Source organism: Pseudomonas sp. H1h (genome assembly GCF_000633255.1).
In the GTDB taxonomy this organism is placed as follows: Bacteria; Pseudomonadota; Gammaproteobacteria; order Pseudomonadales; family Pseudomonadaceae; genus Aquipseudomonas.
The window spans coordinates 1-24,903 of record NZ_AYMJ01000006.1 but is presented as its reverse complement, the minus strand read 5'-3'; the positions used below and the strand labels follow the sequence as shown (position 1 = coordinate 24,903).

Below are 24,903 nucleotides of genomic sequence, written 5' to 3'. Positions count from 1 at the left end.
ATCTCCTTATGCCAACGCGGGGCGTAAATATTTGGGGTTCACGCAGCAATACACGCGGTCCAGACGTGGGTTGCTTTTATCGCTGAAGCACTGGCTGTCCCATCGGCATTTATGGATGTCGGCGGAGCGGCCCTGCAGGGTTTTGTTGATCAGATCGTTGTCGGCAAACAGCGCCCGTGACATTCCCACCCAGTCGCATACGCCATCGGCCAGCAATTGTTCAGCCTTGTCCAGGCCATCGATGAAGCCGGCATAGCCCACCGGCACCGTCGACACGGCCTTGATCGCCCGGACGCCGGCTTGCAGGTACTCATCCATGGTCTCGGAATGCATGATCAACTGACCGAATGTCGCACCCATGCACATCGAACATTCCAGCGCAGCGACACCTGCCTGGCAGAGGGCCTGAACGGTTTCCTTGATGTCGGGAAACTGCAGCCCTGCATCACCCAGGCGATCATCGATGCCGAGCCTGATGGTGACGATCAACTGGCCCTCGGTGCGCTCGCGAATGGCCTTGACCACCTCAAGCAGCAGGCGCGCGCGATTCTCTTCGCTGCCACCGTAGCGATCCGTGCGATGGTTGGTGTGCGGCGAGAGAAAACTGCTCAGCAAGTAGCCATTGGACGCTTGCAATTGCACCAGTTGCGCGCCGTTGGTCCAGGCCAGCCAGGCGGAATGGGCGAACTGTTCGATCACCAGGGCGATGTCGGTTTCGTCCATGATCCGCACCCGATAGTCCGGATCGAGCTTCGACACGCGCGGGCAGGGCACGCCACTGGGTGTCAGCACCGCAACGCCGGTGTGCGTGGTGGTGCCCTGACCGCCGTAATGCTGCAACTGCACACCTATCGGCGTATTGACGCGCCTGGCCATGGCGAACATGGCCTTGAGCGATTCGCCCTGATGCGCCTCGAACAGACCCAGGCCGGTGCTTTGCAAGCGTGATTGCGGCGAGACGGTGGCGTTGCACAGAAACGCCATGGAGCATCCGCCCTCCATGATGCCCTGATAGAACTCGATCATGGCGGGCGTCACACACCCGCTCTGATCGGCCAGGTCAACGCCCATCGAGGCGAAGAACAACCGATTGCGCAACTCCAGCCCGCCGGCAAGGTGCAGAGGCTCAAGCACATGGGGATAGCGCGACATCATGCTTCCTTCCTTTGCTCGGGCATGGCGCAGGCCTGGTCGAACGTCATCCACAGCGGCTGCCCGAGGGCCGCCACGGACGCTGGCGCCGTTTCTTCGTGGGAGAAGTAGGCGAACTGCTTGAGCACTTCGCGCCATTTGAAGCGCAGGGGTGAATCCAGTTCTGCCAGTTGCAGTCTGAGTGTGCCGGCATTGGCCGCATCGCTGACGTACAGCGACTGCAGCGGCAGGCTGATCATGCCTTCGCTTTCCAGATACAGATAGACGTGGCCGCGCTCGGATGCGTCGAGCGGGCTGTCGCATTGCACTTGCAAGCCGGCCATCGACAGCAACTCCAGGCGCGCAGACAGATGGCGACCGGAATCCAGGCGCACCAGCACTTCATGGCGGATGCCCTTGAGCGGACGGAACCAGCATGCCGGGTCGATGCTGATGTTACGCATGCGCTTGAACACCGGCATCTTGATCACTTCGCCGTGCAGACGGATGTCGGCCACCAACTCGCCGCGCTGGAAGAAGCGCGCACGCTTGTCGACCTTGCGCCCCCGAGGTGGCGCCATGCCTTCGTAATCACCGACGAGTACGTCGACCTGAAACGACGACTCGGTGTAACGGGGGAAGCTGGATAACAGGTCAACGATGGAAATCGACACTTCACCCCGGGCGTAGCCGCTGTGCTCATAGAACTGCGCGTACATTGCCTGGCGCGCGGCTTCGATCAGCATCAGGCCGGGAACGTGCTCGTGGTGTTTGCGGTAGAAGAAGTAGTTGGCGGTATCGTTGAACAGCGTGAAGTAAAGCAGGCCCTGCTGCGGGCAACCGTCGATCTGCTTCAGGACCTGGTGTACGCGTCGACGCTGAGCGAGGTCGAGCAAGGATTGCTGGCCAGGCAGTTGGGCCAGTTTGGCCTCGGTGCTTTCCAGTACCCAGGCGCCACTGAGAATCAGGTGGTCAGTGGCTTTTTCGTAGTTCGTCAGCAGCTCCGGCAGACAGTCCGACAGGCCCGCCTGTTCGAGTTCTTCGAGGTCGATGATCGTTGGCAGCGAGCGCAGTACCAGACGATTGCTGTCCAGACGATAGGCCTGATTGACGATTTCCAGATCCGCCGGATCAAGGTTGGCCTGCTGCACGATGGCGGCAGGCAGCCAGGCTGGCAACAAGTGGTGGGCGTCGTAAATCAATACATCGTCATCATGGCCCTTGTGGACGATGTCTTTGGCAACTTTCCTTTGCATGTCGATCATGATCATCCCTCTGCGTTGAACGTTGGTTGTGCTGCGGTTGCTATCCATGTCGTGAAATCGACCCACACCGATGTGAGCTGCTCGACGGCTGTCAGCAGCTTCACTGGATGTGCGCATGTGGTAGGCCGGGAAGGGTTACTGCACCGTGATGTAGCAGGCGCCCAGGGTACGGTTGTCGAGAACCTGCGGCGGTGCCAGCCACTTGTACTCAATGCCGCCACGCTTCAACAGACGTCCGATCGCCACCGGTGAAACCGACACCAGGTGCGAGACGCCGCAAGTCCTGGCGTATTCCAGAGTGGCCATGAACAGGCCGACGGTGTTTTCGTCGGACATCACCTGTTCATTTTTTCCGCCCTCGGCATCAAGGTCCAGGGAGGTAAACCGCGACAGCTCCCAGATGTCGTCGCCGCACGGGGCAGGCGTGTCGCCGAGCAGCGAGGTGAATACCTCACTCAGCAGGTATGGTTGGGTGGTCGGCAGCAGGCGCGCGCAACCTTTGATGTTGCCGTCGTCTTCTTCAGCGACGATGTAATGGGTGCCACTGTGGTCAAACTGGTCGAACTCGAAATCGTCCGGTGTTGATAATTGCCAGCCGAGGCGTTCGACAAAGACCTGATAGCGATATTGAGCCAAGCGTTGACGCTTTACTGTCGTCAACTGGTCATAACGTCCTGACAAGTAATCCATCACAGATTCCGTTTAGTGATTGGTTAGGTGGCGATTAAAGTGCACACTGCGATCGCAGACTACCTGTCACCCTTGACAGCTAGCGGAAACATTTGGAAATATGCTAGGCATGTTGGCAAGAGGCCGACAGCAATAACGGTGAGAAAGGAATCTCTATGTCGTACTGGCAGGCCGAACTGTTGGAAAACGCCATGTCTGCAACGGATGTCGAATTATTGTTCGACAATATCAAGGCCGTTGCCAGGCAATTGGAGTTTGATTATGTGGCCTATGGTTCACGCAGGCTTTTTCCTATCACCAAACCTTGCCTGTTTCTCGCCAATAACTATTCCCCCGCCTGGCAAGCTGCCTATTCCGCCAATCGTTACCTGGAAATCGACCCTTACGTCATACGCGCAATGCGCAGTGTGAAACCGGTGCTGTGGGATGCCGAACTCAAGGCTCAGGCACCCGAATTCTGGCAGGAAGCGCAGTCTCACGGACTCTCGGAGGGCTGGGGGCAAACGCTGCTCAACAGCGAAACTCAAGGGCTGGTGACGTTTGCGCGGGGCGGCGAGACGATCACCGCGCTGGAACTCGAGACCAAACAGGCTGAGCTGTCGTGGCTGGCGCAGATTACCCATTTGGGCCTCACCCGATTACAGATGCGCGGGGCGGATGCTGTTCTGCCGGTGCCGATCGAGTTGTCTCTGCGCGAAAAGGAAATCCTCCAATGGACGGCTGACGGAAAGTCATCGGACGATGTTTCGGTGATCCTCGGCATCAGCAAAAGGACGGTTAACTTCCATATAAATCATTGCCTGAAGAAACTCGGTTGCCAAAACAAGATTGCCGCGGCGGTTAAAGCTTCTTTGATGGGGCTGCTCTGGAAATAATTACAACAGCCATTTATTAATGACTGCCTGGTCAATAATCGGGGTGAATGTGAGCAAGTTCACATGTTGAGCCGGTTAATAATATTTCGCTTATAAGCTAATGCCTTTTCGATCGTCATTAATTCATCAATAAATTTAAGTTATACCGTCACAATCATTCCGGCTGACGGTACTTGTTCTACGGTGCGACCAAACGCCACGGCGCAGGATTTATGCCCGCTCGCCATGATGCGTGGCCTTGTTTCTGCATGGCACAAAGCGCATACAGAAAACCGTCACGTCCAACCGGCATCATCCGCTCGCATCGGGCTAAGGAACATCATCGTGAAAATCAACTGGGCCGAGAAACTGCGGCAAAACGTGCATCAACTGGCCGAGTCCCTGGGCAACCTGTTCGTCGAGACCTTCCACTACCTGGCGCTGTTCGCCATTGGTGCGGTGACCGCGTGGGCGGCGGTGATGGAATTTCTCGGCATGCTCGAAGAAGGCCACATCAAGATCGATGACATTCTGCTGCTGTTCATCTATCTCGAACTGGGGGCGATGGTCGGGATTTATTTCAAGACCAACCACATGCCAGTGCGCTTCCTGATCTACGTGGCGATCACGGCGCTGACCCGCCTGCTGATCTCCAACGTCTCGCACCACAACCCGCCGGACATGGGCATCATCTACCTGTGCGGCGGGATTCTGCTGCTGGCATTTTCGATCCTGGTGGTGCGTTACGCCTCGTCGCAATTTCCCTCGGTGAAGATCGAGAAGCCGCAGCGCAAGCTCGGTGCCGGTTCCGGTGAGCACCCCGAAATCGAGAAGGGCGAGCTTTAAAGACCTGCCGACGGTCGTGACCGGCCGTCGATTTGCTGCGGTGGCGGCGGCAGCCCGGCGCCGTTGGTCATCGCTTCGAGGATCGCCATGGCGCTGTGGCCCTGTTCGATGGCGATGCCGAATTGAATGCTTTGCACCAAGCGCTTCAGGCGCTCTGGATCGTTACGTTGTTCGCTGCTGATCATGCGTTTGGCCACGATGCGGCCGCTGTTCGACAGGGTCAGCATGATGCAGCCGTCCAGCCCCTGAATGCTCAGGTTGATCTGATAGTCCGGCGCGAAGGCATCGGTAATGATCTGAAAAGGGTTGTCCATGATGCGTCACCGCCTGATTGAACGTGCAGTTGTTGACCGGCCGTGATCGGGTTGGTTCGCCATACCGGACCATCGGCCATTCCGTGGCCATTTCGCCATTTGCCTCTGTAAGTGCTGTGGAAGGCTGCGGTCTTTTGCTCTGCCGTGCGTTGACGCAGGTCATCAAGAGCCAGGGATCGCGGGCCTGCGGCAGCGCTTGCAGGTGTGTAGCAAGGGCTATGCCGGGAAATTTTTCACACAATGGATACGGCAGAAAAAAGGCGAGCACAGGGCTCGCCTTGTTCATTTGTGGCCCGTTTCAGGGCAGAACCGAGTAGATGATCGCCGACAGTGCAATCAAGCCGATCAGCACCACGAACACGTTGGACACCTGACCCGAGTACTGGCGCAAGGCCGGCACGCGGCGGATGGCGTACATCGGCATCAGAAACAACAGGCAGGCAATCACCGGCCCGCCGAGATTTTCGATCATGCCCAGGATGCTCGGGTTGAAGGTCGCCACGGCCCAGCAACTGAGGATCATGAACAGTGCGGTCGCACGGTTCAGCCAGCTCGCCGACATCACCTTGCCACGGCTGCGCAGGCTTTTGACGATCATGCCCTGAAAGCCTTCGCTGGCGCCGATGTAGTGGCCGAGGAAGGATTTGGTGATCGCCACCAGCGCAATCAGCGGCGCGGCGTAGGCGATGACCGGCGTCTGGAAATGGTTCGCCAGGTACGACAGGATCGAAATGTTCTGCGCCTTCGCGGCGGCCAGATCGGCCGGCGACAGCGCCAGCACGCAACTGAAGCAGAAGAACATCACGGTCACCACCATCATGCCGTGCGCGATGGCAAGGATGCCGCTGCTCTTGCGTTCGGCTTGGGCGCCATAGCGCTGCTTCTGGTCAACCGCGAATGCGGAGATGATCGGCGAATGGTTGAACGAGAACACCATCACCGGGATCGCCAGCCACATCGTCTTGAGGAACGTCGACAGCGGCATCGCCTCCTGGGCGCTGGCGAAGAACGCACCGTTCCAGTTGGGGATCAGGCTCAGACCGAGCAGCAACAGGGCGGCGACGAACGGGTAGACCAGCACACTCATGGCCTTGACGATCACGTTCTGCCCGCAACGCACGATTGCCATCAGGCCGAGGATCAGCGCCAGCGACAGAATCGCCCGGGGCGGCGGGGCGATGTGCAATTGGTGCTCGAGAAAACTGCTCAGGGTATTGGTCAGCGCGACGCTGTACACCAGCAGGATCGGGAATATCGCGAAGAAATACAGGAGGGTGATCAGCTTGCCGGCACCGATGCCGAAGTGTTCTTCGACGACTTCGGTGATGTCGCCCGAACGTCCGGACAGCACGAAACGGGTCAGGCCCCGGTGGGCGAAGAAGGTCATCGGGAACGCCAGCAGCGCCAGAATCAGCAACGGCCAGAAACCGCCGATGCCAGCGTTGATCGGCAGGAACAAGGTGCCGGCGCCAATCGCGGTGCCGTACAGGCCAAGCATCCAGGTGGTGTCGGATTTGCTCCAGCCCTTGTGGGCCGTTTCGGTGTTGCGGGTGAGATCTACAGCGGGATTTTCGGCAGCAGGTGTACGTACATCGGTCATCGTTTTTGCCTCGTTATTATTTTTGCTCGGGCTCACGGTTGGCAGGCCGCTGTTCGCGGCCTGCCGGGGCGGTCAGGGAATGCGCGTCAGCACTCCACCCAGCTCACGGCCAGGCCGCCCCGTGAAGTCTCTTTGTATTTGTCGTGCATGTCGGCGCCGGTATCGCGCATGGTGCGGATCACCCGGTCGAGGGAAATGAAGTGTTTGCCGTCGCCGCGCAGAGCCATTTGCGTGGCGTTGATCGCCTTCACCGCGGCGATGGCGTTGCGCTCGATGCACGGCACTTGCACCAGTCCGCCGACCGGATCGCAAGTCAGCCCGAGGTTGTGTTCAAGGCCGATTTCAGCGGCGTTTTCCAGTTGCTCCGGGGTCGCACCGAGCACTTCGGCCAGGCCTGCAGCGGCCATGGCGCAGGCCGAACCGACTTCGCCCTGGCAGCCGACTTCGGCGCCAGAGATCGAGGCATTTTTCTTACACAGAATGCCGACGGCGGCGGCGCCCATGAAGAACGCGACCACGTCATCGTCGGACGCGTCCGGATTGAATTTCATGTAGTAGTGCAGAACCGCCGGAATGATCCCGGCCGCACCGTTGGTCGGCGCGGTCACCATGCGCCCGCCAGCAGCGTTTTCTTCGTTGACGGCAAGGGCGAACAGGTTGACCCACTCCATCGCTGACAGCGTCGAACTGATGACATTCGGCTTGCCGATTTCCAACAGGCTGCGGTGCAGTTTCGCCGCGCGGCGCGGCACGTTCAGACCGCCGGGCAGGATGCCTTCGTGACGCAGGCCCTGTTCGACGCATTCGCGCATCACCGACCAGATGTGCAGCAGGCCTTTGCGGATTTCATCGTCGCTGCGCCAGGCGCGTTCGTTGGCCATCATCAGTTCCGAGACCCGCAAGTTGTGCTGCTTGCACAGGCTCAGCAGTTCGGCGGCGCTGGAAAAATCGTACGGCAGCAGCACATCGCCGGCCGGCGCCACACCGGACTCGGCTTCCGCCGATTCGATGATGAAACCGCCGCCGATCGAGTAGTACGTTTGTGTGAACAGCTCGGCGCTTTCGCCAAAGGCTGTCAGCGACATGGCGTTAGGGTGGTAGGGCAGGCTCTCGTCCAGCAGCAGGAGATCGTGTTGCCAGTTGAAGGCAATTTCTCGCTGACCGGCCAGAGCTAGCCGGCCGCTTTCGCGCAATTGCTGGATGCGCGGGTCGATGGTCGACGGATCGATGCTGTCCGGCCATTCGCCCATCAGGCCCATGACCGTGGCTCGGTCGGTGGCGTGGCCGACACCGGTGGCCGACAACGAACCGTACAAGCGGATTTCCACCCGACGCACATCGTTCAACAACCGTTGGTCGATCAGCGCTTGAGCGAAGGTCGCGGCGGCACGCATCGGGCCGACGGTGTGGGAACTGGACGGGCCGATGCCGACCTTGAATAAATCGAAAACACTGATAGCCATGCTAAAGCCTTACAAGCAATGGAGTAGGAATCGCCGCCATTTTTTGTAGGACAAGCGCAATGTCGGCGATACTGCCTACCTCGGTCGTACGTGACCAACGAAACTTCCTAAGAAAGCCTTTAGCAGGACTAAACGATGAGTCGTCAATTGCATGCCCAGACCTACGTCTGGCTGCAGGTGTTTTCCTGTGCCGCGCGGCACCTGTCGTTCACCCGCTGTGCAGAGGAATTGCACATCACCCCGGGGGCGGTCAGCCAGCAGATCCGTCAACTGGAAGAGCGCCTCGGTTTTCGCCTGTTTCACCGTCGTGCACGGGGCGTGGAGTTGAGCGCAGAAGGGCAGCGGCTGGCGATTACGGTCAATGAGGCCTACGGCAGCATCGATGCCGAATTGCGTCGACTGGATGCCGGGATGATCAGCGGGATTCTGCGCGTGCGTTCGATTCCGTCGTTCCTCAGCAAATGGCTGACCCCGCGTCTGCCGCGCCTGCAACAGCGTTTTCCGGACATCCAGCTGCGGCTGGTCGCCGAGGACAGCAGTGTGCCGTTGCACGAGGGCGATTTTGACCTGGCAATCGACCTGAACGACGGCAGTTACCCGGGGCTGTTATCCACAGCCTTGCTTGATGAGCAGATTTTTCCGGTGTGCGCACCGAGCCTGCTGCGTGGCCGCCCGCCGCTGCACGGGCCGGCGGATCTGGTGCATTTCCCGTTGTTGCACGACATCACCGCCTGGCGCGGCAGTTACGAATATGCGGAATGGGAGTTTTATCTGAACGCGATCGGCTTCGAAGGCGCCGATGTTCGGCGCGGCCACACCTTCAATCGCAATCACCTGACCATCGAAGCGGCAATCGCCGGCATGGGCGTGGCGATTGCCCGGCGCACGCTGCTCAACGATGAGCTGGAGCGGGGGACTTTGATTGTGCCGTTCGGGCTGTCGGTGCCCAACCACAAGCGTTACGTGCTGCTGTATGCGCCGGGGGCGTTGAGCCATCCGGGCGTGCGTGCCGTGCATGACTGGCTGGTGGAGGAGGCGGGGATTTTCCGCAGCCTGCACCCGTTGAATGACGGGCAATTGTGAGCAAATTTTTCAGGGTTGCGAGGCGACCCAACTCCCGACCTTACCAGCGACTTGCTCGGTTGTCCGGCTTTTTTGCGTATGAATATTTATCTTTTTTCAGGGGTTGAAATGTTCGTCAGTCGGGCCGATTGTTGTAACCAAGAGGTCAGGAAATTCAATTCAGGCCTCTCGCGAGCTAGCTGAAATAAGGGATGAACTATGCAAATCCAAGTCAACAGCGATAACCATATTCAAAGCAGTAAACGACTGGAGGAGTGGGTACGTACAACCATTGAGAGCACGCTCGACCGTTATGAAGAAGACCTGACCCGTGTCGAAGTCCACCTGAGCGACGAGAACGGCGATAAACCAGGTCCCCATGACTTGCGCTGCCAACTGGAAGCGCGGCCAAAAGGCCATCAACCGATTTCCGTCACCCATAAAGCCGATTCGCTGGAACAGGCAATCGATGGTGCAGCCGAAAAACTCGAGCACGCACTGGAGCACCTTTTCGGCAAACTGCGAGGTAAACCCCGTGCCGCTGTGGTGCCATTCACCGGCAAGGCCAACGACAAGCTGTTGGCGGAAGAGTTTGACGAGAATGAACAGGCAGCGATCAACAGTTGATGCGCTGATTTCATAAGCCACCCAAAAAGAACGGGCCTGCGAATGCAGGCCCGTTTTTTGTTGGTGATGAGGTGGTTTCAGGTCGGGCTTGAAAGGCACTCCCTCACCCCAGCCCTCTCCCTCCGGGAGAGGGGGCCGACCAAGGTGTGTGAAGAGGCTCGTCGACCTGAACGACCCAGTCGATTACAGATTCGGCACATTTCCTTCAGGTCGATGAATTTCTGAAGCATCCCGCAATCAGTTCCCTCTCCCTATGGGAGAGGGTCAGGGTGAGGGGCTTTTCAATCCTCAAAACGCTACAGACGTTTGCACATACACCGTGCGCGGCTCACCCACATACTTGCCCTTATTGTTGTCATCGAACGAGCGCGTGAAGTATTGCGTGTTGAAGATGTTCTTCACGCCTACCGCCACATTCAGATCCGACAATTGCGGGCCGAAGTCGTAACCGGCGCGGCTGCTGAAGAGCATGTAACCCGGAATCTTGCCGGTGCTGCCGTCGGCGCTTTCTCTGGACGTGTTGGCGTTGTCGGCGAACTGGTCGCTCTGGAAGCTGCTGTCGAAGTTGAGCTTCCACGGCCCTTCGGTGTAGCCGACGCCAATCGTGCCTTTGTGTTTCGACGAGAACGGCACGCGATTGCCTTTGTTCGGCCCGTCTTCGCGGATGGTCGCGTCAACATAGGCGTAAGTGGCGTACACATCGAAACCGGCCAGCGCCGGGTTCAAGTCATCCAGCGCGTAGTTGACGCTGGTCTCGATGCCCTGATGGCGGGTTTCGCCGCGGGCAATCACCGAATCGTTGGTCTGGTTGCTTTCGTACTGGTTGTCGAAGTTGATCAGGAACGCACCGATCTCGGCCCGCAATGCGCCGTTGTCGTAGCGGGTGCCAAGTTCCCAGGTGCGGGCCTTTTCCGGTTTCACTTCGCCGCTGCTGACGCGATTGGGCATCTGGCTGTACTGCACGCTGCCGAACGAGCCTTCGGTGTTGGCGTACAGATTCCAGCTGTCGGTCAGGTGATACAGCACGTTCAGCGCTGGCAACGCGGTGTTGTAGTCACCCTTGTATTTGACGTTGGTCAGATTGTTGGTTTGCTGCGACTCGATCATTTCGTAACGCACGCCCGGGGTGATGGTCCATTTGCCGATGTCGATGCGGTCGTCGACGAAGAACGCATTGGCCTCGGTGCCACCGCGGGTATCGCGGTCGTTGCGGCTGTTGGTGGTCGGGTATTCGTTGCTGCTGATTGGCGTGCGATAGCGCAACTCGTGGCCGGCCTCGTTGATGTAGCGATAACCGACGCCGACTTCATGGCTGGTCGGGCCGAGATCGAAGCCCTGGGCAAAACGGGTTTCGAAACCGCGCACCCAATACTCGCGCGGCGACAGCGAGAGGAAGCTGCCCTGATCCAGATAGCCGCTGCGCAGGGTCTTGGTGAAGAAGGTGTTGGCGGTGAATTCGCGGCGATCTTCCTGATAGCGGTAGCCGAAGTTGAACATCGTCCGGCGGCCCCAGAACTGGTCTTTCAGACGGGTCGACTGGTACGGGTCGGCGTCGTAATCGGCAACATTGAGACCGCCAGGCATGTCGGCCTTGCCTTCGTAATACTGGGCCATGGCATTGAAGCTGTTGGCCTCGTCGAGCTGGTATTTGCCCTTGAGGATCAGGTCGTCGATTTCCGTGTCGCTGTGCTCGCGCCAGTCGCCGCCACGGGTGCCGGAGTACAGCAGCGCGCCGCCCAGGCCATTTTCGTTGGTGCCGCCGGCCAGCAGGTTGGCGCTGGTCTTGAAGCCGTCATGGCTCGACGACGGACTGGTTTCGGTCTGGAAACCGCCCTTGACCGTCTGTTCGTCGGGAATGGCGCGGGTCACGAAGTTGACCACGCCGCCGACGTTTTGCGGGCCGTAACGCACCGCGCCGCCGCCACGTACCACGTCCACCGCATCCATGTTGCCCATGCTGATCGGCGCAAACGACAGCTGCGGCTGACCGTAAGGGGCGAACGGCACGGGAATGCCGTCCATCAGCACTGTGGAGCGCGCGGCCAGCCGTGGGTTGAGGCCGCGAATACCGAAGTTCAGCGCCATGTCGTGGCTGCCGGTGCCGTTGTTTTCCGGGGCATTGACGCCGGGGATGCGGTTGAGCACGTCCCGCGCCTGAGTCGCGCCCTGGCGTTCGAAGTCTTCGCGACGGATCACGTCGCGGGCGCCCGGATGTTCGAAGACGTTGACCTGCGCCGCATCGCCGAGCCAGTCGCCAACGACTTTCGAGGTGTCCAGCTCAAGTGCGGTGTCGGCCACAGGTTGCAGGCTGAATGCATTGTTGCCTTCGGCGCGGGCTTGCAGACCGGTGCCTTCGAGCAGTGCGTCGAGACCTTGTGCGGCGGTGTAGCTGCCTTCCAGGCCACGGCTTTGCACGCCGCTGGTGATCTGTGAACCGAAAGAAATCAGCACGCCCGCCTCACGACCAAACTGGTTGAGGGCAGTTTCCAGCGACGCCGGGGCGATGTGGTAAGCCTTGGTTTCGGTGGCCAAAACGGGCAGGGCGCTGAAGCTCAGGCTGGCGCCCAGGACGAGATTGCGCAGGCTGCGGGCCAGTGGCGTGAGGCGGGTGGGGTGCATGAACGATGATCCTGAGAAGGTTGTATCAAGGGGGCTTTCCTTCTCTGTCACGCCAGATCTGAAAAACGGCTCATTTATTTTTGATCTTGTTTCAAACCCGCGCTTCGACGCTCACCCAATAGCGGGTAAAGCGCCGCACCTTCACCGGCAAACTGATTTGCAGCAGGTCCAGAATGCGTTCGCTGTCGTCCAGTGGATACGTGCCGGAGATCAGCAGGTCGGCCACGTTTGCATCGCAATGTAGCTGGCCGCGACGGTAACGGCCGAGCTCTTCGAGGAAGTCGCCCAGGCGCATGTGCGCGGCGACCAGCATGCCATCGGCCCAGGCGCCGCTGTTGGCGTCCAGCGGTTGGGTTTCGCTGATCGACGTCGCGCTGAAACTCAACTGACGGGCGACGGGCAACCGCATCGGCGCGCGCTCGTGGCTGATCAGTTCGACCTGACCCTCGAACAGCGCCACCTGCGTGCGATCGGCAAATTGCCGCACGTTGAGTCGGGCTGCCTGGGTTTTCAACACACCTTGTGCTGTGTGTACTTCGAACGCTTGTGCAGCCGTCAGCAGAATCTCGCCTTCCCGCAAACGGATCAGCCGTTGTACGCCGTCCACGTCCGCCGCACTCGCGGTGTTGAGCTGCAACTGATTACCTGCGCCCAGCGCCACCGTACGTCGCTCACCCACCGGGCTGCGGTAATCGGCGAGCAGCGCCGGCAGCGGATTGTGCTCGCGCACGCTCCAGGTGACGGCCGAGCCCGCGCCGAGAATCAGCAGCAGTTTCAGCGTCTGACGGCGGCTGCTGGATTTCGGCCCGTTCAACGCCGCATGTGCCAGCGGCGAGGACACACCGCGCAAGCGCTGATTGACCCGCTGAATGTGTTCCCACGCCCGGCGATGCTCGCTGTGCGCGTCCAGCCATTGTTGCCAGGCCTGTTGCTGGCGCGGGGTCAGCGTGCCTTGCTGCATTTCCATCAGCCAGTGCACGGCCTGCTCGGCCACTTGTGCAGAGAAATCCGGGACGCGGCTCATAGGGCGAAGTAGCAGCGCATCGCTGCCTTGTTCAGATGACGTTTGACCGTGGCCACCGAGATGTCCAGTTCAGCGGCGATCTGCGGGTAGGTCAGGCCATCGACCTGCGCCAGCAGGAAGGCGCGCTTGACCAGGCGCGGCAGGCCGTCGAGCAACTGATCCAGCTCGATCAGTGTTTGCAGAATGATCGCTTTGTCTTCTTCCGAAGGCGCGACTACTTCCGGCATCTGCGCCAGGGTTTCGAGGTAGGCGCGTTCCAGGTCCTGGCGGCGGTAATGATTGAACAGTACGCGTTTGGCGAGGGTGGTGAGGAAGGCGCGCGGCTCGATGATCAGCGCTGGCTCGCGGGCGCTGAGCACACGAATGAAAGTGTCCTGGGCCAGATCCGCCGCGCTGTCCGGGCAGCCGAGTCTGCGCCGCAACCAGCCGGTGAGCCAGCTGTGGTGGTCGTGGTAGAGCGATTCGACGGGATGGACGGACGGCAACGGTACTACTCCGGGCGCATGCGACACGCGTTAGAGAACAAGAACTGTTCGCATTGTATGGGGGTGCGTGGTCGCCCGGCAATCAGATGCTTTTGCGTATGAGAATATTTATCATTAATATTGCTCGCCTGTTGGTTCGGCTTGTCGGCCGGACGTTTTTTCGTTTCAGGGTCGAAACATGAAAGGCAAACTCGCCTCACTTCCCATGTCCTATCGTCTGGCCGTCACCTCACGGGTGCTGGCAGCGGTGTTTGGCGGCTATCTGGTCGCGGCGCTGGCCAGTGTCACCCTGACGCTGTGGCTGCCGTTGAGCCGCGCCGAAGCGGTGGTGACCGGCATGACCATTTCCTTTTTGGTCTATCTGGTCGCAGTGCTCTGGTGTTTCGCCTGTCGCACGGCGTGGTCGGCGTGGGTCGGTTTGCTGGTGCCGAGCGTGATTCTGGCGACAGTTTCCGGTGCTGCGCGGGGCTTGGGCTACGCATGAAAGAAGGTTTCCGCCAGGCCATGGCCTGGCTGCACACCTGGACCGGCCTGGTGTTCGGCTGGCTGCTGTTCGCGATTTTCCTGACCGGGACGCTGGCCTATTTCAAGGATGAGATCAGCCACTGGATGCAGCCGGAGATCCCCGCGCATGCGATCGACTCAGTGGCCAGCCTGAGCCTGGCGCAAGGTTATCTGCAGCAGCACGCCCCTGATGCCTCGCGTTGGCTGATCGATCTGCCGAACGCCCGTGATCCCGCGCTATCCGTGCGTTGGCAGGACGCTCCCGCCGAGCCCGGTAAACGTGGACGCTTCACGCAAAAGACCCTCGATGCGCAGACCGGTGCTGAAATACAACCGAGGGAAAGCATGGGCGGCGAGTTTTTCTACCGCTTCCACTTTCAGCTGCAAATGCCCTATCCGTGGGGCCGCTGGCTGGCGACGATTGCCGCGATGGTGATGTTCGTCGCGCTGATCAGCGGAATCATCACCCACAAGAAAATCTTCAAGGACTTCTTCACCTTCCGCCCGCGCAAGGGCCAGCGTTCATGGCTCGACGGGCATAACGCGGTCGGTGTGCTGGTGCTGCCGTTTCACCTGATGATCACCTACAGCAGCCTGGTGATTTTCATGTCGATGGTCATGCCGGCGAGCATTCTGGCGTCCTACGGCAACAACCTCGGGGCGTTTTACGAGGAGGTGTTTCCAGAGACGCCGATTCCCGAGCGTGCGGCTCAACCCGTGAGCTTGCCGCCGATCGCGCCGCTTCTGGCTCGCGCCAATGAGCACTGGGCCGGTGGCCACGCCACACGCGTGTCGGTGATCAATCCGGGGGACGCCAATGCCTCGGTGCAGGTGTCGCGCGCCAGTTCCGACAAGATCGCCTATGAATACGGTAGCGATGTGACCTTCAACGGCGTCACCGGGCAAATGCTCGGTGCCACGCCTGACAAGCCGTTGCCGATGACCATTGCCGGAGGTTTCTACGGGTTGCACATCGGCCACTTCGCCGGGCCGACCCTGCGTTGGCTGTACTTCATCTGTGGCCTGGCCGGCACGGCGATGATTGGCACCGGGCTGGTGATCTGGCTCGGCAAGCGACAGCTCAAGCATGCCAAGAGCGGCGTGATGCCGTTCGAGTTGCGGCTGGTGGAAGTGCTGAACATCGCCAGCATGGCCGGACTGGTTGTGGCGGTGGCGGTGTTCTTCTGGGGCAACCGTCTGTTGCCGCTGAGCTTGAGCGGGCGCGCGGATTGGGAAGTGAACGGATTCTTCATCGCCTGGGGGTTGAGCGTGCTCCACGCGCTACTGCGCCCGGGGCGCAAGGCCTGGGTCGAGCAACTGACGCTGGCAGCGGTGTTGTTCATCAGCGTGCCACTGCTCAATGCGTTGACCACCGCGCATCACCTTGGCGTCACGCTGGCGCAGGGTGACTGGGCACTGGCCGGGTTCGACCTGACCTGCTTCGGCGCGGGTCTGTTCCTGGCGTGGGCCGCCTGGAAAATGCAGCGCGCGAGCCACAGCGTGCGGGTGAAAAAATCCCCTCGCGCAGCGGCCCGGTCCAACACGCTTGAGCAGGGGAGCCACTGATGCTGCTGGCGCTTCTGCTGTGCTATGCCGGGTTCACCGCGTTGTGTCTGTCGATGCCGCGCCACCACGATCAATTGCTGGGCCACAAACCTTCGACCCGACGCGCACGACATCTGAAACTTGTCGGATGGCTGATGCTCGGTTGTTCACTGTGGGCTGCGGTGGCTGCCAATGGCTGGGGCTTCGGCCTGGTGGATTGGTTCGCGGTGTTGATGTGCAGCGCCTTGGCGCTGGTGCTGCTGATGCCATACCGACCGAAACTGGCCTTGATGCTGGCGGCACTCTGTCTGCTGGCCACTCCGATCGTCACCTGGGCGCAGTGCTGAACATGCTGATCGGTCATCCCCCGGAATCGCGCGACGACGAGCCACACGGCGCGCGTGCGCATTTCCTTCAGGTGTTCCTGTCGCAGCGCTCGCAGATGGAAGCGCTGGTGAACCGGCGCGTCGGCTGCCGGGCCACGGCGGCGGATCTGGTGCAGGATCTGTTCCTGCGCTTCTGGCGTCGGCCGCTGGTGCAGGTCGAGGAGCTCAGCACCTACCTTTTGCGTTGCGCCGGCAACATTGCCATCGATCATTTGCGCAGCGAAGGCACGCGGGTGCGGGTCAACGAGGGCTGGCAACCGGACGAGCCGGACAGCCACGGCAGCGAGCCGCAAGCCGCACTTGAAGCGGGCAATGACTTGCGCCATGTCGAAGCGGCGTTGCGCGCCTTGCCCGAGCGTACCCGGCAGATCTTTTTGCTCAATCGCATCCACGGCCGCAAGTACGCGGACATCGCCAAGGCCATGGGCCTGTCCCAAAGCGCCGTGGAAAAACATATGATGCGCGCCCTCGAGGCCTGCAAGGCCAGCCTGCGCGAACCCGCGCCACGCCTGCCAGGGAAAGCACCGTGAAGCACACCGACCGCGTCACCCCGACGCCCGCTCAGGAACACGCCGCGCTCGCCTGGCTGAGCCTGTTGCACGACCGCCCAAGCACCGGCGATCAACTGACGTTCAGCCAATGGCTGCGCGCCGATCCGGCCCACGCCGAAGCCTATGCCCAGGCGCAGGTGCTCTGGGAATTGAGTGAAAGCCCGGCGCGCACCCTGGCCGATGAAGAAGCGTTTGCGTTGCAGGGCTACCTCAATGCGATGGATCGTCCGCGTCGCTCACCGCTGGTGCGCTGGTCGGGTGCGCTGGCAATGGCCGCGTGTCTGTTGCTGATGATCAGCCTCGGCACGGGATGGCAGCCGCAGCGCTGGATTGATGATCTGGGTGCCGATTACGTCTCGGCACCGGGGGAAATCCGCACAGTGATCCTGGCCGATCAATCGCAAGTCACGCTGGACGCCGACAGCGCCATTGCCGTGGATTTCAGCCATGGCGAGCGGCGGGTGCAGTTGCGTCGTGGCGCCGGGTTTTTCAGTGTGACGCACACCGGCGAGCCGTTTGTGGTCGCGGCTGAAAAAGGTCAGGCGCAGGTCCTCGGCACGCAGTTTGAAGTGCGTCTGCAACCGCATGGCGCGCGGGTCACAGTGTTGTCCGGACGCGTTGGCGTGACGGCGGATCGCAACGTTGAACAGCAGATTCTCACCGCCGGCCAGCAAGTGGTTTACGGGCAGGGCCGCGCAGGAACACTGCAGGCCGTGGACAGCGATGCGCAACTGGCCTGGCGTCAGGGTTGGCTGAATTACTACAAGTCGTCGCTGGCCGAGGTGGTGCAGGATTTGCGGCGCCACTACCCGGGGCGGATAGTGCTGCTCAACGATGAATTGGGCGCGCGCAAGGTCAGCGGGAGTTTTCCGAGCAAGGATCCGCAGGTTGTGTTGAGTTCTTTGCAGGGTGTTTTGGGGTTTGAGCAGCATCAGGTTCTGGGGCATCTGATCATTTTGCGTTGACGCTACTGGTGCCATCGCGAGCAGGCTCACTCCTGCATTTGAAGTGCATTCCCCTGTAGGCGTGAGCCTGTTCGCGATGGCGCCAGACCCGACAACACAACGTTCTGAAAATATTTTCAAAATTGTGGTGAGGTAAACCACAGGCCCATCCGTGTAGTGACTGAAACTGCGAGTCATTCGCATCCGTTGCGGTTCTACACAGGTCATTGAGCAATGAAGTCCAGGGCAAAATCGGGTTCGGTCAAACAGTGGTTGGGCGTTTCGGCATTGAGTTTTTCCGCGTTGGCTCTGTTGCCGATGAGCGTGGCGCTCGCCGCTGAAACGGTCAGCAGCCCTGCGCAAAAGCAGTTCAATTTCTCCCTGAGTGCCAAACCGTTGCCGCAAGCCCTGAGCGACTTCAGCCGCGTTACCGGGCAAAGCGTGGTCTACACCGACGAAGCGCCTTACGGCATTAACGCCCCGGCCGTCAGCGGCCAGATGAGCGCGGAACAAGCGTTGCAACGCTTGCTCAGCGGCTCCGGCATGACCTTCCGCCGCACCGACAGCCACACCCTGGCGCTGGAGCCGCAACCCACCGAGGGTACGCTCAATCTCGGCGCCACCACCATCAGCTCGATGCGCGACGAGTCGATGAGCTACCAGCCGCCGGAAACCAGTTCGGTGATGCGCTCCTCGGCCTCGCTGCAGGAGATCCCGCAGACCGTCAACGTGATCCCGGCTCAGGTCATCCGCGATCAGGCTCCGCGCAATCTCGACGATGCGCTGGCCAACGTCAGCGGCATCACCCAGGGCAACACGTTGGGCAGCACTCAGGATTCGGTGATGACCCGCGGTTTCGGCGACAACCGCAACGGCTCGATCATGCGTGACGGCATGCCGATCGTGCAGGGCCGCGGCATGAACGCCACGGTCGATCGTGTCGAAGTGCTCAAGGGCCCGGCGTCTTTGCTCTACGGAATCCAGGACCCGGGTGGCGTGGTCAACCTGGTCAGCAAGAAGCCGGAATTGACCCAATACAACGCCCTGACCCTGCGCGGCTCGAGCTACGGCGACGGCAAGAATGGCAGCGGCGGCACTTTCGACAGCACCGGTGCACTCGGTGAGTCCGGGCTGGCCTATCGGCTGGTGCTCGATCACGAAGACGAAGATTACTGGCGCAATTACGGCACCCACCGCGAGACGCTGATCGCGCCGTCGCTGGCCTGGTTCGGCGAGCGCACCAAGCTGTCGTTCGGCTACGAACATCGCGAGTTCCTCACGCCGTTCGACCGTGGCACGGTGATCGATCCACGCACCAACCATCCGCTGGACATCTCGCGCAACGAGCGTCTGGACGAGCCGTTCAACGACATGGAAGGCCGTTCCGACCTGTACCACTTCGAGGCCGACCACGAACTCAACGATGACTGGAAAGCCCACTTCGGCTACAGCTGGAACCGCGAAACCTACGACGCCAGCCAAGTGCGCGTGACCGCCATCGACACCAAAAAAGGCACGCTGACCCGCAGCATGGACGGCACGCAAGGCGCGATCAGCACCGACCGCTTCACCACCGCCAGCCTCGAAGGCAAGGTCAATCTGCTGGGCATGCAGCATGACCTGGTGTTCGGCGTCGACGACGAGTACCGCAAGATCTACCGCGCCGACCTGATCCGCCAAAAAAGCCTGAGCACCTTCAGTTACGTCAATCCGGTGTATGGCCGTGAAGTTGAGGGCACCACGGTCAGCCCGGCCGACAGCGCACAGACCGATCTGCTGCGCAGCGATTCGGTGTTCCTGCAGGACTCGATCCACCTCAACGACCAGTGGATCCTGGTCGCCGGCGGACGCTTCCAGGAGTACGACCAGTACGCCGGCAAAGGCGTGCCGTTCAAGGCCAACACCGACAGTAACGGGCAGAAATTCGTGCCGCGCGCCGGTCTGGTGTATCGCTACACCGACGAGCTTTCGTTCTACGGCAGCTACACCGAGTCGTTCAAACCCAACTCGACCATCGCACCGCTCAGCGGCAGCAGCACCGTGCTCGACGGCAGCATTGCGCCAGAAGAAGCCAAGTCGTGGGAGCTGGGCGCGCGGCTGGACATGCCGGGGCGCATCACCGGCAATATCGCGCTGTTCGACATCAAGAAACGCAACGTGCTGGTGGCCAACTCAGAAGGTCCGACCACGATCTACAGCGCCGCCGGCGAAGTGCGTTCCCGGGGGCTGGAACTGGACCTGACCGGCCAACTGAGCGACCGGTGGAGCATGATCGGCGCCTATGCCTACACTGACGCCGAAGTCACCGAAGACCCGGACTACAAAGGCAATCGCCTGCAAAACGTGGCGAAGAACAGCGGCTCCTTGTCAGCGGTGTATGACTTCGGCAGCGTGATCGGTGGCGATCAACTGCGGGTCGGCGCCGGGGCGCGGTACGTCGGCGAGCGAGCGGGCAACGCGGTGAATGATTTCGACCTGCCGAGCTACACCGTGGCCGACGCGTTTGCCACTTACGACACCAGGCTCGAAGGGCAGAAGGTCAAGTTCCAGCTCAATGTGAAGAACCTGTTCGATCGCACTTACTACACCTCGGCGGCGAGCCGGTTCTTTGTGTCGATGGGTGATTCGCGGCAGATTTCGTTGTCGAGCACGCTGGAGTTCTGATCCCTGACCGCGTCATCGTTCTTCGCGAGCAAGCCCGCTCCCACATTGGACATGTGTTCACCCGTGGGAGTAAGTCGCTCCCACATTGGACATGTGTTCACCCGTGGGAGCGAGCCTGCTCGCGAAGAGGTCATAACAGGCGATAAAAGTCTCGGCGTTAACGCAAAAACGCCTGCCGATATTCCCCCGGTGTCCCGCCCAGCACCTGCCGAAACCGGTTGGTGAAATGACTGGCGCTGGCAAATCCGCACGCCAGCGCAATCTCCCCCAGCGGCAACGCCGTGCTGCGCAACAACTCCCGCGCCCGGCTCAAGCGTCGCGCCAGCACATACTGATGCGGCGGCAAACCGAAACTGGTGCGGAACATCCGCGCAAAGTGGTATTCCGACAGCGCGCACAGCCCGGCGAGTTGCCCGAGGCTGATCGGTTCGGCCAGCTGACTGTCGATGAACTCCACCAGTTGTCGACGCTGATGGGGCGCCAGTCCGCCCTTGAGGCGCAAGCCCTGACGGGCCCCGACCTGGCTGAGCAAGGTATGGCTGATCAATTCATGCGCGAGGCTGCTGGTCAGCAGGCGCTCGGCCGGCTCATCCCAATTGAGCGTCAGTAACTGCCGAAAGCGCCGCGCCTGTTGCGGGTCTTCGAGAAAAGTCTGCTCGCGCAACTGCATTTCTCGCGGCTCGCGATCCAGCAAGGTGACGCAACCCAGGGCAAATTGCTCGGCGCTGAAATACAGATGAGCGAGGCGAATGTCGCCATTGATCACCCAGCCGGACTGGTGATCGACAGGCAGGATGCACAGCTTGTCCGGCCCACCCTTTTGCCCGGGTTGGTCACGGCGAAAGGTGCCGGTGCCACCCGCGATGTAACAGGACAGGGTGTGATGGCTCGGCGCCTGGTATTCCTGGGCGTCGTGGTGGTTGGTCCACACGGCCGCAGACAAGCCGTCACCGAGCTCGGCGCTGTGCACAAGGCGTGCGTTCTGCGAGCGGTTGAGGGCTTGAAAGACTTGCAGGGTATCGATAGCGGCCATGTTCGGTTCTCTCCAACGCCTTGCATCCTACTCCGTAGCCTTCGCGCTGCCGACCTGTCGGGCAACAAAAGCGCAAGATTTTGCAAGCGAGGCCTAGAGGGGGTGGCGGACACTGAAAGCCAATTGAGGAGTGTGCGCCATGAACCTTTCGCTGTATCTGCTGACCGTGCTGATCTGGGGTACCACCTGGATTGCCCTGAAATGGCAATTGGGGGTGGTGGCGATTCCTGTGTCGATCGTCTATCGCTTCGGCCTCGCCGCGCTGGTGTTGTTCGTGGTGTTGCTGCTCAGCCGCCGGCTGCAACCGATGAACCGCCGTGGCCATCTGATTTGCGTGGCACAGGGCTTGTGCCTGTTCTGCGTCAACTTCATGTGTTTCCTCACGGCCAGCCAGTGGATTCCCAGCGGTCTGGTGGCGGTGGTGTTTTCCACGGCCACGTTGTGGAACGCGCTCAATGCACGGGTGTTCTTCGGCCAGCGCATTGCGCGCAACGTGCTGATGGGCGGCGCGCTCGGTTTGTTCGGTCTGGGCATGTTGTTCTGGCCGGAACTGGCCGGCCATCACGCCAGCCCGCAGACCTTGCTCGGTCTTGGTCTGGCGCTGTGCGGCACGCTGTGTTTCTCGGCGGGCAACATGCTGTCGAGCCTGCAGCAGAAAGCCGGTCTGAAACCCCTGACCACCAACGCCTGGGGCATGGCCTATGGCGCGGCAATGTTGTCGGTGTGGTGTCTGGTCAAAGGCATTCCGTTCGACATGGACTGGTCGCCGCGTTACGTCGGCGCGCTGCTGTACCTGGTGATTCCGGGTTCTGTGATCGGCTTCACCGCGTACCTGACGCTGGTTGGGCGCATGGGGCCGGAGCGGGCAGCGTATTGCACGGTGTTGTTTCCGGTGGTGGCGCTGAACGTGTCAGCGTTTGCCGAAGGTTATCAGTGGACGGCGCCGGCGTTGCTTGGGTTGGTATTGGTGATGCTCGGCAATGTGTTGGTGTTTCGTAAGCCGCGCGCGGCGGTACTGACAAAAACCAAATTAGCGTGAATATTCAGTTGGAGCGTTAGTGCCTCAGCGCTCCACTTTGATTACGATATAAATTAAAAGCGGGAATAAAAAATCAACAATATGTCGCGCCCAGTCCTTGGCATTCCAGGTTTGCGAAGTGTCCATGTCGAACCATTCCACGCCGATGACTTGCAGGCAGATGTAATAAACAAACATTGCCATTAATAACCCGACAATCGAAAACCGCTTGGCTTCATGAAAGTCTTGTTCTGACGCGTTTATCTTGCGTAGAAGGTGGTAGGTGCCGATCAGGCAACATGCAGTCCAGGTCACTTCCAGGGTGATGATGAACCAATAGATGCGGTGGTGCAGTATCGGTGATTCGATTGCTCGGTAACGGATGCCGGGGTGGGTCTGGGTGGTGTCCATGCTGAGAATGTGACCGACATATTCGTAGTTCGACGTGTAATCGGTGAAGTTGCTGTACATCACCAGCAGGCCGAAAAAACTTATGTAAGCCATTAGAATTACTTTGCTGTAGCGAATGATTTTTTGCGTGTTCAGGTTGTTCAAGGTTTTCTCCGGGGAGTTTGTCGTGCGTTCGATAAGTCCGGAGAGTTTAATGTTTGACGCTGGGCTTTTAGTTGATGCTTGAGTTGCAAGTTATGTAACGCCTGGCCCGCAATCGGGTTGAACGGGCAGGTGCCGATGCAGCACTTGCCCGTTTTGTCAGCCGCGCCAGACTTGCGGATTGACCAGGTCTTGCGGGCGTTCGCCGAGCAGCGCGCTGCGCAGGTTGGCGAGGGCACGGTTGGCCATGGCTTCGCGAGTTTCGTTTGTGGCCGAGCCGATGTGCGGCAATGTCACGGCGTTTTTCAGCTGGAACAGCGGCGATTCGGCCAGCGGTTCTTTTTCGTAGACATCCAGGCCTGCGCCGCGGATACGGTTGTTTTGCAGGGCTTCGATCAGCGCGGGTTCATCGACCACCGGACCACGGGAGATGTTGACCAGAATTGCGCCGGGCTTCATCAGGGCCAGTTCTCGGTGGCTGATCAGGTGGCGGGTCTTGTCGCTGAGCGGCACCACCAGGCAGACGAAGTCGGCTTCGGCGAGCAGTTGGTCGAGGCTGCGAAATTGCGCGCCGAGTTGTTGTTCCAGTTCGGTCTTGCGGCTGTTGCCGCTGTAGAGGATCGGCATGTTGAAGCCGAAGTGGCCGCGGCGGGCGACGGCGGCGCCGATGTTGCCCATGCCGACGATGCCGAGGGTTTTGCCGTGGACGTCACAGCCGAACAGCGGTGCGCCGACGCTGGCTTGCCACTGGCCAGCCTTGGTCCAGGCGTCGAGTTCGGCGACGCGGCGGGCGCTGCTCATGATCAAAGCGAAGGCGAGGTCGGCGGTGCTTTCGGTGAGGACGTCGGGGGTGTTGGTGAGCATGATCCCGCGTTGATTGAAGTAGTCGAGGTCGTAGTTGTCGTAGCCGACGGAGACGCTGGAGACCACTTCGAGTCGGGTAGCGGTTTCGAGTTGGGGTTTGCCGAGTTTGCGGCCGACGCCGATGAGGCCATGGGCGTGGGGGAGGGCTTCGTTGAATTGGGCGTTGATGTCGCCGTTTTTTGGGTTGGGGACGATGACGTCGAATTCTTGCTGGAGGCGTTCGATCATGGGGGGGGTGATGCGGCTGAAGGCCAGGACTGTTTTTTTCATTGGGCTGGGGCTCGGGCTTCTGGGCTTTATTGCCAAGCAAGCTAACATTTCTTTGGGGGGGTTGGCTTGTCTTGGCGGCCTCTGGGCCGACCATGTTCTTGGGGTTTTGGGTGTATATCCGTTGTTTTGGGGGTTGCTGCTGGCGGTTCCGCTCTTACAGAGGGTCACTTTTTCAGACGCCAAAAAGTAACCAAAAGGCTGGGCCCCGGCGTTCGGCCCTCGCTTAGGCTCGGGTTCCTTCGTTGCGGGGTTCATCCGGGGGCATCGTCTACGGTTTGCTTCGCTGCACCTCCTCTCGATGTGTTTGGCTGCGCCAAACGGTCGCTGCGCTCCCACCCCCGGATAAACCCCTCCACTCAGCCTGCCGAAGGGGCCTGCAGATCAAAAGCTGCAGCCGAGCTTGCGCTCATCCTGTTGAGTGGGGCGGCTTTGCCGCATGGAGGCGGCCTGACAGCCGACCAATCCCCACCTGAACACACCCAGTCCAATTGTAGGAGTGAGCCTGCTCGCGATGGCGGCCTACGAGCCGACCACCCCCCCCAACTGAACACACCCAAATCCAATTGTGGGAGCTGGCCTGCCAGCGAAGGCG

General features: G+C 60.4%; 24 protein-coding genes. 12 read left to right on the top strand and 12 right to left on the bottom strand.

From position 1 onward, the window contains the following. Positions 1-6: 6 nt before the first annotated feature. The 3 genes from U862_RS0105150 to U862_RS0105140 form a co-directional block, all read right to left on the bottom strand. Positions 7-1,155: an NADH:flavin oxidoreductase gene (locus tag U862_RS0105150; RefSeq protein ID WP_025109407.1), complete on the bottom strand. Its 1,149-nt coding sequence runs from the start codon at positions 1,153-1,155 to the stop codon at positions 7-9. Beyond that, positions 1,152-2,396: an AfsA-related hotdog domain-containing protein gene (locus U862_RS0105145; protein ID WP_025109406.1), complete on the bottom strand. Its 1,245-nt coding sequence runs from the start codon at positions 2,394-2,396 to the stop codon at positions 1,152-1,154. Before U862_RS0105145 ends, U862_RS0105150 begins: the two co-directional genes overlap by 4 nt. A gap of 135 nt (positions 2,397-2,531) precedes the next feature. Continuing rightward, on the bottom strand, positions 2,532-3,086 hold the full coding sequence (locus tag U862_RS0105140) for an acyl-homoserine-lactone synthase (RefSeq protein ID WP_025109405.1): 555 nt from the start codon (positions 3,084-3,086) through the stop codon (positions 2,532-2,534). 155 nt (positions 3,087-3,241) lie between these two features. On the opposite strand from U862_RS0105140, the gene U862_RS0105135 reads away from it, so the two are divergent. After that, positions 3,242-3,961, top strand: coding sequence for an autoinducer binding domain-containing protein (locus U862_RS0105135; protein WP_025109404.1), 720 nt, complete (start codon positions 3,242-3,244; stop codon positions 3,959-3,961). Between the two features lie 324 nt (positions 3,962-4,285). Next, complete coding sequence (locus tag U862_RS0105130) at positions 4,286-4,786, top strand: phosphate-starvation-inducible protein PsiE (protein WP_003221775.1); 501 nt, start codon at positions 4,286-4,288, stop codon at positions 4,784-4,786. Here U862_RS0105130 and U862_RS0105125 read toward each other — a convergent pair. From U862_RS0105125 to U862_RS0105115, 3 genes are all read right to left on the bottom strand, one after another. After that, positions 4,783-5,100, bottom strand: coding sequence for a DUF3509 domain-containing protein (locus tag U862_RS0105125; protein ID WP_025109403.1), 318 nt, complete (start codon positions 5,098-5,100; stop codon positions 4,783-4,785). The genes U862_RS0105130 and U862_RS0105125 overlap by 4 nt on opposite strands. A 298-nt stretch (positions 5,101-5,398) precedes the next feature. Then, positions 5,399-6,700, bottom strand: a complete 1,302-nt coding sequence (locus U862_RS0105120; RefSeq protein ID WP_025109402.1) for an HAAAP family serine/threonine permease — start codon at positions 6,698-6,700, stop codon at positions 5,399-5,401. Between the two features lie 86 nt (positions 6,701-6,786). After that, a complete protein-coding gene (locus U862_RS0105115; protein ID WP_025109401.1) occupies positions 6,787-8,163 on the bottom strand; it encodes an L-serine ammonia-lyase in 1,377 nt (458 codons plus the stop codon). A 135-nt stretch (positions 8,164-8,298) separates the two neighbouring features. On the opposite strand from U862_RS0105115, the gene U862_RS0105110 reads away from it, so the two are divergent. Both U862_RS0105110 and U862_RS0105105 read left to right on the top strand, forming a co-directional pair. Continuing rightward, complete coding sequence (locus U862_RS0105110; protein WP_025109400.1) at positions 8,299-9,246, top strand: LysR substrate-binding domain-containing protein; 948 nt, start codon at positions 8,299-8,301, stop codon at positions 9,244-9,246. 198 nt (positions 9,247-9,444) lie between these two features. After that, positions 9,445-9,852, top strand: coding sequence for an HPF/RaiA family ribosome-associated protein (locus U862_RS0105105; RefSeq protein WP_025109399.1), 408 nt, complete (start codon positions 9,445-9,447; stop codon positions 9,850-9,852). Between the two features lie 288 nt (positions 9,853-10,140). Here the strand turns inward: U862_RS0105105 and fecA are convergent, their stop codons facing one another. From fecA to U862_RS0105090, 3 genes are all read right to left on the bottom strand, one after another. After that, a complete protein-coding gene (fecA, locus tag U862_RS0105100; RefSeq protein ID WP_025109398.1) occupies positions 10,141-12,471 on the bottom strand; it encodes a TonB-dependent Fe(3+) dicitrate receptor FecA in 2,331 nt (776 codons plus the stop codon). A gap of 91 nt (positions 12,472-12,562) precedes the next feature. Continuing rightward, the gene (locus U862_RS0105095; RefSeq protein WP_025109397.1) at positions 12,563-13,495 is read right to left on the bottom strand and encodes a DUF4880 domain-containing protein; all 933 of its coding nucleotides are present in this window, start codon (positions 13,493-13,495) and stop codon (positions 12,563-12,565) included. Next, positions 13,492-13,980 carry a sigma-70 family RNA polymerase sigma factor gene (locus U862_RS0105090; protein ID WP_025109396.1) on the bottom strand — a complete coding sequence of 163 codons (489 nt, stop codon included), beginning with the start codon at positions 13,978-13,980 and terminating at the stop codon, positions 13,492-13,494. The genes U862_RS0105095 and U862_RS0105090 overlap by 4 nt, the downstream gene beginning before the upstream one ends. 178 nt (positions 13,981-14,158) lie before the next feature. On the opposite strand from U862_RS0105090, the gene U862_RS0105085 reads away from it, so the two are divergent. From U862_RS0105085 to U862_RS0105060, 6 genes are all read left to right on the top strand, one after another. Then, complete coding sequence (locus U862_RS0105085; protein WP_025109395.1) at positions 14,159-14,464, top strand: DUF3649 domain-containing protein; 306 nt, start codon at positions 14,159-14,161, stop codon at positions 14,462-14,464. Next, positions 14,461-16,050, top strand: a complete 1,590-nt coding sequence (locus U862_RS0105080) for a PepSY domain-containing protein (protein ID WP_025109394.1) — start codon at positions 14,461-14,463, stop codon at positions 16,048-16,050. Before U862_RS0105085 ends, U862_RS0105080 begins: the two co-directional genes overlap by 4 nt. After that, positions 16,050-16,376, top strand: a complete 327-nt coding sequence (locus U862_RS0105075; RefSeq protein WP_025109393.1) for a DUF3325 domain-containing protein — start codon at positions 16,050-16,052, stop codon at positions 16,374-16,376. The genes U862_RS0105080 and U862_RS0105075 overlap by 1 nt, the downstream gene beginning before the upstream one ends. A gap of 2 nt (positions 16,377-16,378) precedes the next feature. Then, complete coding sequence (locus U862_RS0105070) at positions 16,379-16,945, top strand: RNA polymerase sigma factor (RefSeq protein ID WP_029977467.1); 567 nt, start codon at positions 16,379-16,381, stop codon at positions 16,943-16,945. Then, a complete protein-coding gene (locus tag U862_RS0105065) occupies positions 16,942-17,931 on the top strand; it encodes a FecR family protein (protein ID WP_025109391.1) in 990 nt (329 codons plus the stop codon). Before U862_RS0105070 ends, U862_RS0105065 begins: the two co-directional genes overlap by 4 nt. 213 nt (positions 17,932-18,144) lie before the next feature. Further along, positions 18,145-20,574: a TonB-dependent receptor gene (locus U862_RS0105060; protein WP_025109390.1), complete on the top strand. Its 2,430-nt coding sequence runs from the start codon at positions 18,145-18,147 to the stop codon at positions 20,572-20,574. A 157-nt stretch (positions 20,575-20,731) separates the two neighbouring features. On the opposite strand, the gene U862_RS0105055 is transcribed toward U862_RS0105060, so the two are convergent. Beyond that, positions 20,732-21,607 (bottom strand): AraC family transcriptional regulator, encoded by an 876-nt coding sequence (locus U862_RS0105055; RefSeq protein ID WP_025109389.1) that lies wholly within the window; start codon positions 21,605-21,607, stop codon positions 20,732-20,734. A 139-nt stretch (positions 21,608-21,746) separates the two neighbouring features. Between U862_RS0105055 and U862_RS0105050 the strand changes: the two genes are divergently transcribed. Beyond that, entirely contained in the window at positions 21,747-22,646 is a 900-nt protein-coding gene (locus tag U862_RS0105050) for a DMT family transporter (RefSeq protein WP_025109388.1), read from the top strand. A 24-nt stretch (positions 22,647-22,670) separates the two neighbouring features. Here the strand turns inward: U862_RS0105050 and U862_RS0105045 are convergent, their stop codons facing one another. Next, positions 22,671-23,180 carry a DUF2165 domain-containing protein gene (locus U862_RS0105045; protein ID WP_025109387.1) on the bottom strand — a complete coding sequence of 170 codons (510 nt, stop codon included), beginning with the start codon at positions 23,178-23,180 and terminating at the stop codon, positions 22,671-22,673. A gap of 156 nt (positions 23,181-23,336) precedes the next feature. Then, complete coding sequence (locus U862_RS0105040; RefSeq protein ID WP_025109386.1) at positions 23,337-24,311, bottom strand: D-glycerate dehydrogenase; 975 nt, start codon at positions 24,309-24,311, stop codon at positions 23,337-23,339. Here U862_RS0105040 and U862_RS30845 point away from each other — a divergent pair. After that, positions 24,280-24,501, top strand: a complete 222-nt coding sequence (locus U862_RS30845; RefSeq protein ID WP_177327314.1) for a hypothetical protein — start codon at positions 24,280-24,282, stop codon at positions 24,499-24,501. The genes U862_RS0105040 and U862_RS30845 overlap by 32 nt on opposite strands. Positions 24,502-24,903: the final 402 nt, after the last annotated feature.